Annotated in this window: 12 protein-coding genes; 4 read left to right on the top strand and 8 right to left on the bottom strand. The window is 51.0% G+C overall.

What is annotated here, in order from left to right; all coding sequences use genetic code 11:
• The first annotated feature begins 56 nt into the window (after positions 1-56).
• Positions 57-695, top strand: a complete 639-nt coding sequence (locus IFO68_RS05015) for a LysE family translocator (RefSeq protein ID WP_192014862.1) — start codon at positions 57-59, stop codon at positions 693-695.
• A 92-nt stretch (positions 696-787) separates the two neighbouring features.
• Here the strand turns inward: IFO68_RS05015 and treC are convergent, their stop codons facing one another.
• The 3 genes from treC to treR form a co-directional block, all read right to left on the bottom strand.
• Entirely contained in the window at positions 788-2,470 is a 1,683-nt protein-coding gene (treC, locus tag IFO68_RS05010; protein ID WP_192014861.1) for an alpha,alpha-phosphotrehalase, read from the bottom strand.
• Between the two features lie 60 nt (positions 2,471-2,530).
• The gene (gene treB / locus IFO68_RS05005; RefSeq protein ID WP_192014860.1) at positions 2,531-3,961 is read right to left on the bottom strand and encodes a PTS trehalose transporter subunit IIBC; all 1,431 of its coding nucleotides are present in this window, start codon (positions 3,959-3,961) and stop codon (positions 2,531-2,533) included.
• A gap of 214 nt (positions 3,962-4,175) precedes the next feature.
• Entirely contained in the window at positions 4,176-5,138 is a 963-nt protein-coding gene (gene treR, locus IFO68_RS05000; protein WP_192014859.1) for a trehalose operon repressor TreR, read from the bottom strand.
• Between the two features lie 304 nt (positions 5,139-5,442).
• Between treR and IFO68_RS04995 the strand changes: the two genes are divergently transcribed.
• On the top strand, positions 5,443-6,609 hold the full coding sequence (locus IFO68_RS04995; RefSeq protein ID WP_192014858.1) for a Card1-like endonuclease domain-containing protein: 1,167 nt from the start codon (positions 5,443-5,445) through the stop codon (positions 6,607-6,609).
• Between the two features lie 64 nt (positions 6,610-6,673).
• On the opposite strand, the gene udp is transcribed toward IFO68_RS04995, so the two are convergent.
• From udp to IFO68_RS04975, 4 genes are all read right to left on the bottom strand, one after another.
• Positions 6,674-7,441, bottom strand: coding sequence for a uridine phosphorylase (gene udp, locus IFO68_RS04990; RefSeq protein WP_027252621.1), 768 nt, complete (start codon positions 7,439-7,441; stop codon positions 6,674-6,676).
• Positions 7,442-7,810: 369 nt separating this feature from the next.
• Positions 7,811-10,288 carry a zinc/cadmium/mercury/lead-transporting ATPase gene (locus tag IFO68_RS04985; protein ID WP_192014857.1) on the bottom strand — a complete coding sequence of 826 codons (2,478 nt, stop codon included), beginning with the start codon at positions 10,286-10,288 and terminating at the stop codon, positions 7,811-7,813.
• A gap of 157 nt (positions 10,289-10,445) precedes the next feature.
• Positions 10,446-10,862 (bottom strand): CBS domain-containing protein, encoded by a 417-nt coding sequence (locus IFO68_RS04980; protein ID WP_192014856.1) that lies wholly within the window; start codon positions 10,860-10,862, stop codon positions 10,446-10,448.
• Between the two features lie 160 nt (positions 10,863-11,022).
• The gene (locus IFO68_RS04975) at positions 11,023-12,342 is read right to left on the bottom strand and encodes a DUF945 family protein (RefSeq protein ID WP_192014855.1); all 1,320 of its coding nucleotides are present in this window, start codon (positions 12,340-12,342) and stop codon (positions 11,023-11,025) included.
• A gap of 169 nt (positions 12,343-12,511) precedes the next feature.
• Between IFO68_RS04975 and IFO68_RS04970 the strand changes: the two genes are divergently transcribed.
• Both IFO68_RS04970 and IFO68_RS04965 read left to right on the top strand, forming a co-directional pair.
• Positions 12,512-13,504, top strand: coding sequence for a 2-hydroxyacid dehydrogenase (locus IFO68_RS04970; protein WP_192014854.1), 993 nt, complete (start codon positions 12,512-12,514; stop codon positions 13,502-13,504).
• Between the two features lie 191 nt (positions 13,505-13,695).
• Complete coding sequence (locus IFO68_RS04965; RefSeq protein ID WP_192014853.1) at positions 13,696-14,244, top strand: hypothetical protein; 549 nt, start codon at positions 13,696-13,698, stop codon at positions 14,242-14,244.
• Between the two features lie 181 nt (positions 14,245-14,425).
• Here IFO68_RS04965 and sucD read toward each other — a convergent pair whose 3' ends face one another.
• Positions 14,426-15,298, bottom strand: a complete 873-nt coding sequence (gene sucD, locus IFO68_RS04960; protein WP_192014852.1) for a succinate--CoA ligase subunit alpha — start codon at positions 15,296-15,298, stop codon at positions 14,426-14,428.

Here is a 15,298-nt window from a genome sequence, read left to right as displayed (position 1 = left end):
CCTGAGATGGTATAGAATCCCGTCCTTCTTACTTTCCTGATTCACATTCACAGACAATGATTGATTTCACTACACTGCCCTTATACCTCACCGCGGTGGTTGCCCTGTTGCTGGTACCCGGTCCGGATATGCTGCTTATCGCCAGCTCCAGCCTGAGTTATGGCAAACGCGTCGGCCTGTTTGCCAGCCTGGGCAATGCCACGTCCGGACTGGTACTGACCGTACTGGCTGCGATGGGGGTCTCTGCGCTCATCGCCATGAATCCCCTGGCACTGGAGGCACTGCGTTTTCTGGGCGGTGCGTACCTGTTAAAGATGGGCTGGGACTGTCTGCGCAGCACACCGGCTGACTCCCCCACCGTTGGCAGGCAAAATGGACTGGCCCGGGCGCTGTATCGCCGCGCTGTCGTCAGCAATCTGCTTAACCCGAAGGCCTTGATTTTCTTTGTGCTGTTTCTGCCTCAGTTTGTCTCCGGCCAGATTGAAGCCAGCTCAGGTGAGCAGATGCTGGCGCTGGGTTTACTGCTGAACATTATGGGGCTGACGTTTAATCTGCTGCTGGTCGTGCTGGCGGGCACCCTTGGACGGCCATTACTGAATAACCCGGCCTTCCGGGCTAACCAGAATAAGTTCATGGGTTGCATCTTCATCGTGCTGGCCATCTGGCTGCTGCTTTCTCAGTTGCCGCAGGTGTAACAAGCACCACCGCCAGAGGCGCTGGTGTAGCAATACAATGAAAAATGGCCTCCTGTTCCCAGTGAGGCCATTCCTTTATGGTGACTGCGGATTCAGGTAAATAACCAGATCCGGCTTTCAAAAGGCCGCAGCCTTCCGGTCAGGCTGATCTCACCGGCTTGCTCATCGTTATAGTTCGCCAGCAAGGTTTCCCCCCGGCTGACAGGCAGATCAGACAAACAGCTCAAATCAAACGCTACTCTGTCTGCACTGTAGTTATTCAGGCAGATCAGTACCTGACCATCGCACTGCCTGCGATACACATGCAGAGCCTGATCGTCCGGTAATAAATCCGTGTAATCGCCGTCTGCTATCACAGCGATTTTCTTACGCAATGCAATCAGCTGCCGGTAATAGTGGAACACGGAATCCGGATCGGCTACCGCCTGCTCCGCATTGATAGCCGGGAAGTTCGCAGCAACGTCAATCCAGGGGGTCCCTTGGGTAAAACCGGCATGAGGATGGCTGTCCCACTGCATCGGGGTGCGGGAATTGTCCCGCGAGCGCTCGGCCAGAATCGCCAGCGCATCCCGCTCGCTGATCCCCTGCTCCTGAGTCAGAATCCGGTACATATTGATGCTTTCCACATCACGATACTGAGCGATATCCGAGAACCCGGGATTGGTCATACCCAGCTCCTCGCCCTGATACACATAAGGGGTGCCCTGCATCATATGCAGTGACGTGGCGAGCATTTTGGCTGACAGTTCACGGTATACACCATCATCGCCGAACCGGCTCACCACCCTTGGCTGATCATGGTTACACCAGAACAAGGCGCCCCAGCCTTTGTCATGCAAACCCTGCTGCCAGTGGCTGAACAGCTGTTTCAGTGCCAGAAAATCCATCGGCGCCAGTTTCCATTTTTCGCCATTCGGATAGTCGACTTTCAGGTGATGAAAGTTAAACACCATCGACAGCTCTTTGCCGTCCTTGGCTGAATACTGTTGGCAATGTTCCAGTGTGGTCGAGGACATTTCCCCCACAGTGACCGAACCATACTGCTGAAACACATCCGCACTGATCTCCTGAAGGTATTGGTGCACTTTCGGCCCGTCGGTATAAAAACGCCGGCCGTCGCCTGAGTCGTCGTTCGGGAAGTCCTGCTGTTTGGAAATCAGATTGATGACATCCAGACGGAAACCGTCCACCCCTTTCCCGGCCCAGAAACGGATAACCTGTTTCACTTCCTCACGCACTTGCGGGTTTTCCCAGTTCAGGTCGGCCTGCTCTTTGGCAAACAGGTGCAGGTAATACTGCTGTGTCGGTTCGTGCCACTGCCAGGCATTGCCGCCAAATTTTGACTGCCAGTTATTCGGTTCGCCGCCATCCACGGCATCGTGCCAGATATAGTAATCGCGATACGGGCTGTGCTTATCAGCCAGTGCCTGCTGAAACCAGGCATGCTCAGTCGAGGTATGATTGACCACTATGTCCATAATGATGCGGATTCCCCGCTGGCGGGCGGCATCCAGCAGACGGTCGAAATCTTCCATGGTGCCGAAATCCGGATTGATACTGTAGTAGTCGGAAATATCGTAACCGTTATCCACCATGGGTGAGGCGTAGACAGGGGTCAGCCAGATTGCATCCACTCCCAGCGTCTGAAGGTAATCCAGACGTTGCGTAATGCCTTTAATATCGCCCGTGCCTTTGTTGCCGCTGTCGGCAAAGCTCTTGGGGTAAATTTGATAAACCGTCGCTGTTCGCCACCAGGGCTGAGCTGTCTTAGTCATGTTGCTTAACCTGTACAGAAAAAACGGCAGCTGGAACACTGCCGTTGAAAGTGATTGCCGTTACGCGGCTTGTGGTTGCTGATCGAGCTTGCCTTTCGCAGCGGCACGCTTGTACATCACAATGGTCAGCACCAGCGGCGCCACAATTGCCACCAGCATCGCCAGCAGATAGATCAGCCAGTACTGGGGCTGAATAGACAGAATACCCGGCAGACCACCAACCCCAATGCCGTTGGCCATCACACCGGCGGCACCGCAAATCGCCGCAGCCAGTGCTGAACCTGTCATGGCACTCAGCATAGGGAATTTATATTTGAGGTTAATCCCGTACATGGCCGGCTCTGTCACCCCCAGGTAAGCTGAAATCGCGGCGGGTACGGAAATCTCACGCTCATTTTCTTTCTTGCTGATGATGATAATGCCGACCACGGCAGATGCCTGAGCAATATTAGACAGCGCAATCAAAGGCCAGATAGGCGTTCCGCCCATGTCCTGCATCAGCTGCAAATCCACGGCGTTGGTAGTGTGGTGAATACCGGTAATTACCAGCGGGGCGTACAGGAAGCCAAATAACACGGCCCCGAGAATCGCAAAATCCCCTGTCATGGCCGCTTTCGCGACATACGCCACACCATCGCCCAGCATACGTCCGAACGGACCTATCAGGGCATGAGCCAGGACAACCGCCGTTACCAGCGAAATGAAAGGAACGATAACCAGGTACAAATAATCCGGGATAATGCGTCTGAGATTGGTTTCAATAAAGGCTAACGCAATACCGGCCAGCATGGCGGGGATCACCTGAGCCTGATAGCCCACTTTCTCAATCACAAACCAGCCGAAATCCCACACTTCCGGCACTTGCTTACCGATCAGATAAGCATTCATCAATTGTGGCGAGACCAGGGTTATCCCCAGTACTATGCCCAAAATAGGTGTGCCGCCCAGTTTTTTCACGGTTGACCAGCACACACCTACAGGCAGGAAGAAGAAAATTGCTTCACCAATCAGCCATAAAAAGGCATGCACCTGCGCCCAGAACGGGCTGATCTGGGTGAGAGTTTGGCCATCAAACATCGCAATATCGCCGATGACATTTCTGAAACCGAGGATCAGACCGCCGGTGATAATGGCAGGTAACAGGGGAACAAAGATTTCGGCCAGGTGCGAGATACCGCGCTCAAGCAAGCTCATATTCTGGCGGGCGGCGACTTTTGCCTCATCTTTACTGACCGCTTTGTCACCTAACATTGCATTGAGCTGCTTATACACCTGGTCAACTTCGGTGCCAATCACCACCTGAAATTGCCCGGCGTTAGTAAAACAACCTTTCACCATAGCAATGGCTTCCAGATCGGGCACACTCGCCGCTTTCGGGTCTTTCAATACAAAACGCAACCGGGTCAGGCAGTGGCTGACACTGACGATGTTTGACTCGCCGCCTATTCTGGCGACCAGCTGCTCTATCTGCTGCTTATCTATTTTACTCATGCCAATATCCGTCTAAGTCGTAAGGTACACAGGGTATTGTTATTGTTTTTACATTTTTGGGAATGTTCCCAACCAACAACCCCAATGATGAACCCGATAGAAAACATTGCAAATGGGAATGTTCCCATTTTGTGTTTCAGCTCACGAAGCGTGTCATTTTATTCAGAATAGACGGTAAACGGAGGAGTATGTGCCTGAACGCTCAGGCACACAATCAGAATGGCAGACAGGAACGCTGCACCAGATGGGTGACATCCGCACTCTGGCGAAGGTGCTGTAACAGCAGATCGGCGGCGCGCTGACCCGCGTCAAAATATCCGGGATCGACACTGAAGGTGTTGGGAAACATAAACTGCAGCAAATCTGTCGCCCCGACACCAGACACCAGAACGTCGGTCCGGTTTAACTCCTGCAGTCTTTTTGCCACCCCCATCGCCAGAGTATCACTGGCACAGACAATGGCCTGGGTCTGCGTGGAAAGCACAGCGTCTGTTAATGTGTAAGCACTGTCATAACTGAGCTCGCCGGTTTGATAACAAGGCTCAATGTGCTGTTGCGCACAGGCTTCCAGATAAGCGTCCAGACGCAATTGCCCTGTTGTCCGGTCGGCAGGATCAACCCCCATATAGCTGATATGTTTGAGGCCCTTGCCGGTGAACTGAGCCATCGCCAGGGAAATCATGCCCTTGTTGTCGTAACTGACAGATGAGACAGAATCGGTATCAACAGCAATCACAACGGCACGTTGTGTAAAGCTGTCTAAAATAGCGCAATCAAACCCGGAGAAACCAAATACGATGACCCCGTCGACATTACGCTTTTCCAGCACCGCGATGTGCTCGCGGGTTTTATCGGTACAGAACTGGCTTTCCATGATAACGGCGTCATAATCAGCCGCGTAGATGACTTCCAGAATACCGCGCACCGCTTTATTTTCTGACGGCGAATCCAGCCGCGAAACAAGAATACCAATGACCCTGCTGTTACCACCACGCATTGATTGGGCTGACTTAGACGGCACATAGCCGGATTCCCGGATCACCTGCTCCACTTTTTCTCGTGTCGCCGGTTTCACTCGCGGATCGTGTGTCAGCACTCTGGAGACGGTTGATTTACCCACCCCGGCCAGTTTAGCGATATCAAGAATAGTCAGTTTTTGTGCCTGTTTTGGTGTCATAGCGCCCTCAGTTCAATACGTCCCCGGGGAAGGGCTTCAGGTTCACAGCCTGCATAAATGCTGTATTGTCACAGTCTTAGAGACAAATGCAATGCCTTTATACCGCAACATCCCCTCACACAAAAAATGCACCAAATTGACAATCCCCCAACAAAAACGGCGGAGATATCCGATACTTTCTTTAAGTGCTTGAAATAAGTTTTCCATGCACCCATATAAAATAAATACTTACTCACTTTCTGGTGTCGGCCGTTTCTGGCTTTCTGTTCTTTGCCGGTATCAGCCGAAGTACAAAAGGATAATTATGATTACTCATGTTGGCATTATCGATCAGGACCCGGTCAGGCTGATCACTTCCCTTTTAGACCACGGTGTCCCAGCCGGAAAGATGATTTTTATCGGTACAGAATCGCAGCAAGAAACCTATAGCCGCCTGAGTTCGATACTGATACCCCGCGATATTGAGACTGAATTTTTCACCATTCCCGACTCCATCAATATTACAACCCTTCGCCAGCGACTGAATGAACTGGCAACCCGTTTGAAAGAGTCAAACAGTGAAGTTTGGTTCAATGCCAGTTGCGGCCTTCGCCACCGCCTGCTGTCTGCCTATGAGGTGTTCAGGAGCTACCAATGGCCGATTTATGTCATTGAGCCCTACAGTGATGAGATGTGCTGGCTGTATCCCGCCGGCCGGGAGCAACAGCAGGTTGAAGACCGCATCCAGCTCACCGATTACCTGACTATCTTCGGCGCGCGTGCCGAGTTGCCCGAAACAAGTGTACCGGAAGCCCTCAATCAGCAGCTCTGGGATCTGGGGCAACGCTGGGCAAGCTCAGCGCTGGAACTTGGCCCCGGGCTGGCCACTCTGAATTATCTGGCGACAACGTGCCGCAAAGAACAGAAGCTGGATGTCGAGTTGAGTGACAAACAGCAGGGATACAAAGAACTGGCTCTACTGATCAACGATCTGCAGGAAACGGGCCTGGCACACTATGACAATGGCATTCTGACGTTCAAACACGAAGAAGCCCGACGCTTTGCCAACGGTGAATGGCTGGAGAACCTGGTTCACAGTACCGTGAGAGCTATTCAAAGCAAGCTGCCTACCATACAGGATCATTCACTGGGCGTTCAGGTGTATCGTCAGATTGGCGATCGGGAAGTACGCAATGAGCTTGATGTGGCGACTGTCGTTAATAACAAGCTGCATATCATTGAGTGTAAAACCAAAGGCATGCGGGATGATGGCGACGATACCCTGTACAAACTGGAATCCCTGCGAGATTTGTTAGGTGGCCTGCAGGCACGTGCCATGCTGGTGAGTTTCCGCCCTCTTCGTCACCATGATCTGATACGGGCTGAAGATTTAGGGCTGGCGATTATCGGCCCTGAACAACTGGGTGAGCTGGAGCAACACCTGCATACCTGGTTCAAAGCTGCCGGCGGCCAGGCCAACCGGCTGCTGTAATCACTTTTGTGCGGTAAGAAAAACCGATGCATCTGGCATCGGTTTTTTTATGTCCGGTAACTGATTACTTGTTCAGCATACGACGAGCTGCGTCAACAACAACACGGATAGCACGTGCTTCTGTTTCTTTCAGCGTCGCGTGATCAGGCGTCTCTTTCTGAGTACGGTTGATAATCACACCCGCCACACAGCCGGCACGCAGACCCGAGCTTGCACACATGGTCAGTAAGGTTGCTGATTCCATTTCAAAATTCAGCACACCCATGTCCTGCCATTCTTTCATCGAACCCTGGAAACGACGGACAACGCGGCCAGAGAACGTGTCGTAGCGCTCCTGTCCCGGATAGAAAGTATCACTGGAAGCCGTCACACCTGTGTGCACTCCTGTGTCTTCCGCATCGCACGCTTCTTTCATCGCAGTCGCCACGTCGAAATCAGCCACTGCCGGGAATTCCATTGGCGCAAAGTGCAGGCTGGCACCGTCCAGGCGCACAGAGCCAGTGGTCACTATCATGTCACCCACGTTGATATGCGGCTGAATTGCACCTGTCGTACCAACACGCAGGAAAGTACGTACACCCAGTTGAGCCAGCTCTTCAACAGCAATTGAGGTGGATGGGCCACCGATACCGGTCGAACATACTACAACGGATTTACCATCCAGCTTTGCACGATACAGCGTGTACTCACGGGCACTGTTTAAAAACTCAGGCTCATCCATCAGGTTGGCAATTTTTTCAACGCGTGCCGGGTCACCGGGAATAATAGCAATTTCAGCGCCCTGAAGATCAGCTTTAGTAACACCCAGATGGAATACCGCGGTCTCAGACATAATTCTATCCTTCATTGTGTGGCCTGCTTTGTGGCGGCCTATTATGGGATCTTATTCAACAACTTGAACTCTCGAATACCCGCTAACCATAGCTCATCACTGCCAGCATATTGGTGATTAACATCACATTAAAAGCACATGTAAATGCAACGGATTCACTAAAATAGATCATATATCACACTATTATGCAATCTGGTTTCTTTTCCTGAAGCCATGCACTTTCACCAGACAGAAGGCATCCGTTTTGGTTTTCGCTTGAGCAATCAATGTTATATGTTGCCTTATTAAGGCTCTGCATAGAGAAAAGGCTCGAGCCAGTGCTCAAGCCTTCTGATTGTAGCTCAGCCTGAGCGCTGAACCAGCATCACATTACTTGCCTGGCTTAAACCGCAGCAATCTCAGCGCATTCACAGTCACCAGCGCTGTGGCACCGCTGTCTGCCAGTACGGCAACCCAAAGCCCTGTCCAGCCCAGCAAAGTGGTGAACAGGAAGATCAACTTGAGGCCCAGGGCCAGACTGATGTTCTGACGGATATTGGCCAGCGTCATTCGCGATAAAGCAATCATGTCCGGTAATTCGTTAAGACGGTTATGGGTCAGTGCCGCATCGGCGGTTTCCAGTGCCACGTCCGTGCCGCTTCCCATTGCAATGCCGACACTGGCCATTTTCATCGCCGGCGCATCATTAATGCCGTCGCCCACCATAGCCACTTTATAGTCACGGCTCCACTGAGCGACTTCAGTGACTTTATCTTCGGGCAACAGGCTGGCCCGAAAATCGACACCGACCTCAGAAGCGATTGCCTTAGCAGCCCGCAAGTTATCTCCGGTTAACATCACACTGCGAATGCCTAACGTTTTGAGCCTGTCGACCGCCACCAGGGCATCTTCACGCAGATTATCCCGCCAGGCGATCAGTCCGACCGGCACGTTATCGCGTAGCACCACTACCAGGGTTTTGCCTTCATCGCTCAGGTTGTCGATGTCAGCCTGCTGGGATTGGGTTATCCGGCCGGGATCATCAAGACGATCTGTGGCGAGAAGGTGGATGACAGTACCAGCAACCACACCCTGTATCCCGCGGCCAGGCAGCGCTTTGCGGTTTTCAGCATGCGGTACCGCCAACCCCTGCTGGCGGGCTTTTTCGATCACAGCCTGCGCCAGCGGATGCAGCGATCCGGTTTCTATTGCGGCGGCTTCGCTAAGCAGCCTTGTTTCATCGCCTTGCCAGACGAGCACATCCGTTACCCGCGGTTTACCCTGGGTTAAGGTGCCTGTCTTATCAAACGCGACCACCTGCGTCTGGCCCAATTGCTCCAGTGCCGCACCGCCTTTAATCAGGGCTCCGCGACGCGCCGCTGCCGCCAGTCCCGAGGTAATAGCCGCCGGGGTTGAGATCACCAGAGCACATGGGCAGGCAATCAGCAGTAATGTCAGTCCTTTATACAGCCATTCATCCCAGGACAGGCCAAACAACACAGTCGGAACCAACACAATCAGCGTCGCCAGAGCAATCATCGCAGGGGTGTACCAGCGGCTGAAACGATCAATAAAACGTTCTATCGGTGCTTTACTGGCTTCTGCGTTTTCAATCAGGTGCAGTATACGGTCGATGGCATTTTCACCCTGTTCAGACTCGACTTTGACCCGCACCAGATGATCGGCCGACAGTGAGCCGGCAAGAATTCGCTCTCCCGCAAAGCGCTCTACAGGCACTGATTCACCGGTTAAGGCACTTTCATCAAAGCTGGCTGCCTTATCAAGCAATATGGCATCAGCGGGCAGCCGGGCACCCGGTGCCACTGCAATAACATCGCCGGGACGGAGCTGATCGGCGGCCACTTCGCGTACCTGGCCGTTGGTGTCGACACGCATCGCTGTCTCCGGCACCAACGCCATAAGGGCTTTTACCCCGCTGCGGGCACGGGCAGACGCATAGCCTTCCAGTTGTTCACCAATGAGAAACAGCAATAACACCATCGCCGCTTCAGCCGTTTCGCCCAGATAGAGCGCGCCAACAGCGGCCACACTCATCAGGGTTTCAATTGAAAACGGCGAACCGTTTTTAGCCAGTTTGATGGCTTTACCAATAATCGGGGTCAAGCCCACCAGCGTGGTGGCTGAAAAAGCAATCAACCCCAACGTGTCAGACTGAGTGGATATTAAATAAGACACTAAAACCAGGGCGGCTGTCAGCGCGAGCATGCCATAAGTCTGCATGAACCCCGGAGCAGGGGCATCCTTACTCTGCTGCGGCCGACGCAATGGGAAGCCCGTTGCTTTGGCGGTGGCCTCCACCTCAGACATCATGCGCGATGACGTTCCGGCGACCACCAACTTCTCTGTGGAAAAGATCACCGATGCCTGCTCGACACCGTCGATAGCCAGAATAGCTTTTTCCAGCTTTGCAGCACAGCTCGGACAATCCATGCCCTGCACTTGCCAGCTAAAACGCGCAACGGCAGTTGGTTCAGTACTTTGCTGAGGGGCTGCGCCCTTTGCCGGCGATGCCTGATGAAAGGTGTTTGGATTATCCGACTCATAGGAATGAGTGGCAGCGGAGCCTGACGGCGTCGTATGGGGGGTAATTTGCCGGATACCGGACAAGGCAGCAGCCTTATCGCCATGGGGCTGTGTTGACAATAAAACTCGCCGCCTGGCGGGGTCGCTCTCTTCACTGCCTCCTGAGTCGCACGATCCTTCACAGCAACCTGCTGTCACAGAAGCGGACACACCACCGGCAGCAGAGACAGCCATTGCGCCTTGTTCGACACATACACTGCTGCCGGTACTGGCAGGCTTGATGGTATGGATGTGCGGTTTTTTATTATGGCATTGATGACACATACTGTTATTCCTTATTCAGTCAAAGTAAGCTTCTGGATAAATATAAACCTTGGAGTTACCTCCAAGGTCAAGCGATAAATACAGATCTCAATCATTGAGTGAATGGATGAATACAGAGCTCAAAAATACAGGCGCAGCAGCGCCTGTACAAACAGCATTAAACCGGGTGCTTAAAGCAATCACCAATTTGATCACTGATAGCGGAAAGCACATTGCGGCGGGTAATAATACCAACCAGTCTCCCGCCTTCCACAACCGGATACAGCTTAGGTTTTTGCCCGGACATGGTTTCAGCAAGAGTAATAATGCTGGTCTCCGGGTTGACTGTCAGCACATCCGTACGCATGACATCACCCACTGTGTGGGTATCCTGGCAGTGATAACCGACTTTCAGTAACTTCTGAATAAAATCCTGTTCAGACACAAAACCCACCACTCTGCGGTACTCATCAACAACAGGCCCGCCAATCTGCTTGGATGACAACATCTTGTCCAACGCTTTAGACAACGACATACCTGCTTCAAAGGTTACCGGTCGGGTATTCATATAATCTCTGACTTTAATCGACTCCATGTATCCCCCTGAAATTTTTCTTATATAACCGCAGGCAGATTCAGAGTGTGTCAATCTGAGTGCTTATCCCTGCGCCGATACCTTAAGTGTCGTCGATTTCAGCAAAATGTCTAAATTGATAGGTTCTATTTTATTCATTGCCGTTACCTATGATGCGTGCTTAAGAAAGGAGCAACATCATAAACATAGCCAGGGGTAATTGATCGCCATTACCCAGAATTACCTTATCGCCCACCAGTTTCAGAGCAATAAATGCCCTGTCTTCTTTAATCGTCAGCACACCGCTTTTAACCAGCCTGTCGGTCTGAGGTTCCAGCCCTTCAGTCCATGTCAGCAACTCGGACGGGAACTCAAAATACATATCACCATCAAGTTTGCTGGTAATTTGTGCCAGATTCTGCGACGCGCGCGCCAAGCCAGGCTGCACAGTAAGACGAACATTGCCTTTTATTGGCCCTTCCGGTGCTGCCACACTGATATCTTTCAGGTTCACGGTCAGCCCTTTGGCAACCAGCAGATCCAGCGCTAACGCCATATCCTGAACCTGAGCCGGGGATAATTCGCCGTCCAGCTGATCACCCAGCGCACTGAGCCGGGTTACCGCGTCATAATCGAGATCAGACAACAGCAAATCGACATTGAATCTCTGGTATTGCTTGCCGTCCAGACTGGTCAGAGACGCGATGCTGAGCTGGTTGCTGTTCGTTAACTGCGCACTGACTGCCGGACTCTCCTCTGTCGCTGCCTGAGCTTCTGACAGGCTATTGAGTGACGCTACCTTGATGGTATCCAGATCCACAGACTCTTGAGTCTGATGATTGGCAAACGCCAGTTTGCTTATCTGCAGTTGCTGGTTGCCAATCCAGAAACGTCCGTCCCAGCGGCCATCCCCGCCACCTGTCACACCAGATACCTGCATGCTTTCATCAGCGACTGTCTGCAATAATGCATCTTTCAGCGCATAACTGAAAGTGCCGTTTCCATCAGCAGAGACAGTGCCGGTAAACGTCAGCGGCTCAGACTGAAAGGCATTACCATCCTGATCGTTATAGACAAAAGGATTCAGGGTTAAATCAAGATCGGTTTTTCTTGTCAGTGCAGTGTGCGTAGTTAAGGTTAATGGCACCGCATCACTGCCCCACCAGGCTTCAACCTGAGAGGCGACCTTATCATCAACCACCAGCGTACTGTTGGAAGTAACCCCAAATACTCCATGATGAATCTCATGTGCAATATGCCATTCAGTCGGCCAGTCCTGCTCTGCGAAAATCTCTTTCCAACTGGACTTCAGCGCAATTTTCGACACAGCATGAGAGGTCAGATATCCTCGGTCATAGCGCTCAGTGGTGACAGAAACATAAGGGCTGTTGTATTCCCCCACAGTGTCCTGATAAATACGTTCGCCAATCTGACCGACTGCCAGAGGCCAGCACAACACCACTGCTACCGCACCTGCAACAGCTCCTATTTTTCCTAACATGTTTCTTTCCAATGATTATTTCGTAATGAATGCAATGAGTGTATTACAAACACCATCTTTGCTCTATGGATCAATGACTTTTATCACTGAGCACGGGTGATTAATCTGCTTGTCAGCCGGTGCGCACTGTGGGAAAGTGATCGCAATTTCAGATTCAAGGAGTGCAGTAATGAAAGTTGCCGTGTTCAGCGCCAAAAAATACGATCAAATTTCTTTCAATAAAAGCAATCAGCTTTTTGGCCACCAACTGAGTTTCTTCGATATTCAACTCAACCTGCAAACCGCGAAACTGGCCCACGGCTATGATGCTGTCTGCGCATTTGTGAACGACGACCTGAGCAAACCCGTGATTGAAGCTTTATCTATTCTGGGAGTGCGTGCCATTGCCATGCGCTGTGCCGGATTTGATAAAGTGGATGTAGATGCCGCCAAAATGTACGGTCTGCAAATTGTTCGGGTTCCCGCTTACTCTCCGCAAGCCATTGCAGAACATACTGTTGGGTTAATGCTGAGTCTTAACCGTAAAATTCACCGTGCATACCAACGCACACGGGATGCCAACTTTTCATTGGACGGCCTGACGGGTTTTAACTTTTATGGCAAAACCGTCGGGGTTATCGGCACCGGCCGGATAGGTATCGCCACCATGCACATCCTGAAAGGCCTGGGCATGACCATTCTGGCCCACGATCCTTATGAAAACCCTGAAGCGATAAAACTGGGGGCGACTTACACCTCGCTGGACGAGATTTACCGCCAATCGGATGTCATTACCCTGCACTGCCCGATGAGCAAAGAGAATTACCACATGTTGGACGCGCGTTCTTTTAGCAAGATGCGCGACGGTGTCATGATCATTAATACCAGCCGTGGTGAGCTGCTTAACTCGAAAGATGCGATTGAAGCACTCAAAAGCCAGAAAATCGGCTCACTCGGAGTGGATGTCTACGAAAATGAAAAAGATTTATTCTTTGAGGATAAGTCCAACGACATTATTCAGGATGACGTTTTTCGTCGTTTATCTTCCTGCCACAATGTGCTGTTCACCGGTCATCAGGCCTTCTTAACGGAAGAAGCGCTGGCCAACATCGCCGACACCACGCTCTCGAATCTCAATCATTTTGCGCAAGGGACAAAATCTGGCAACGAATTAATACAATAAAAATGTTCTATCCATTATTGTGATAAAATAGCTTATTAAAAATTTGTCAATGATCACAATTATGTGATTTTTGCTGCATTTTTACTCTATTGTCCCCGTAATACGGCACTTAATCTAAGGCCAACCTGTTATTGCAGGGACGAGTTGATTAAAATGCTCCAATTCATTTTTTGTTCTTTGGATGAAGATTCATGCGTAAATCGTTTATCGCTGGTGCCCTGCTACTATCATTGGCTTCAGCAGCTCAAGCTAATTCAGCTAATACTATGAGCAACTTCAGCTACGACTATACAGAAGTGCGAATTGGCCTGAGCCCATTAACCTATGGTGCAGGTTTCAGCAAATCTATCCACCCGAATGCACATTTAACCGGTAGCATCGATTCTGAATTCGAAAGCGACTGGGATCTTGCCTTAGGTGTTGGCTTCCATGCACCTATTAACAACTGGGCTGATCTGACGGGTGAGCTTAAAGCGCGCAACATCAAGAACAAAGACGAGTTTAACGACAGCACAGGCAAAACAGGTATGGAAATCAACCTGGGTGTTCGTCAATGGTTAGGCCCGCAACTTGAAGTAGGTGCCAAGCTCGGCCACATTAACGTCCATAAAATCGAAGAAACATTCGGTTCTGTTTATGGTCGTTTCCACGCCACTGAGCTGTTTTCAATCGGCGCTGAAGGTCGTTTTAACGATGTTTACGGCGATCAACTGTTACTGACTACCCGCTTCAAATACTAAGCGGATACGTGTAATGCATTAACAAAAGCCCGGCGCAATCACGCCGGGCTTTTTTTGTTTGATGCGCCTCACTCAACAGCCAAGTAAGGCTTTACGCCAGGTAAAACTAATACCCGAGCTGAGATCAAAAAAAGCCCGTCAATAACGGGCTTCTTGTTGCAGTCGTAGTCTGACTTGTCTATTACCAGCCAGTAACTTCTCTCAGTGCTTTACCGATCTCTGCCAGGCTTTTAACGGTTTTAACTCCCGCAGATTCCAGTGCTGAGAACTTATCTTCCGCAGTACCTTTACCACCAGAAATAATTGCACCGGCATGGCCCATACGCTTACCTGGAGGAGCAGTCACACCCGCAATATAAGAAACAACCGGTTTAGTGACATTCTCTTTGATAAATGCTGCTGCTTCTTCTTCCGCAGTACCACCGATTTCACCAATCATCACGATTGCTTCAGTCTCAGGGTCTTCCTGGAACAATTTCAGGATATCAATGAAGTTTGACCCTGGAATCGGGTCACCACCAATACCTACACAAGTAGACTGGCCGAAACCTTCATCTGTGGTTTGTTTTACTGCTTCATAAGTCAGGGTTCCTGAACGAGAAACAATACCCACTTTACCTTTCTTGTGAATATGACCAGGCATGATGCCGATCTTACATTCATCAGGCGTGATCACACCCGGGCAGTTAGGACCAATCATGCGAACACCGGTTTCTTCCAGCTTCACTTTCACGTCGATCATATCTGTTGTCGGGATACCCTCAGTGATGGTAACGATCAGTTTGATACCCGCATCAATCGCTTCCAGAATGGCATCTTTACAAAATGGTGCCGGAACGTAGATAACAGAAGCTGTTGCACCTGTTGCTTCTACGGCTTCGCGCACAGTGTTGAACACTGGCAAATCCAGGTGTGTTGTACCGCCTTTACCTGGTGACACACCGCCAACCATTTGCGTACCGTATGCAATTGCCTGCTCAGAGTGGAAAGTACCCTGACCGCCAGTGAAACCCTGGCAGATAACTTTAGTGTCTTTATTAATTAGTACAGACAT

The sequence above is a fragment of the Photobacterium arenosum genome, from assembly GCF_014841115.1.
GTDB lineage: Bacteria > Pseudomonadota > Gammaproteobacteria > Enterobacterales > Vibrionaceae > Photobacterium > Photobacterium arenosum.
Note: the sequence above shows the minus strand (reverse complement) of the source record. Positions and strands in the feature narration are given on the sequence as shown.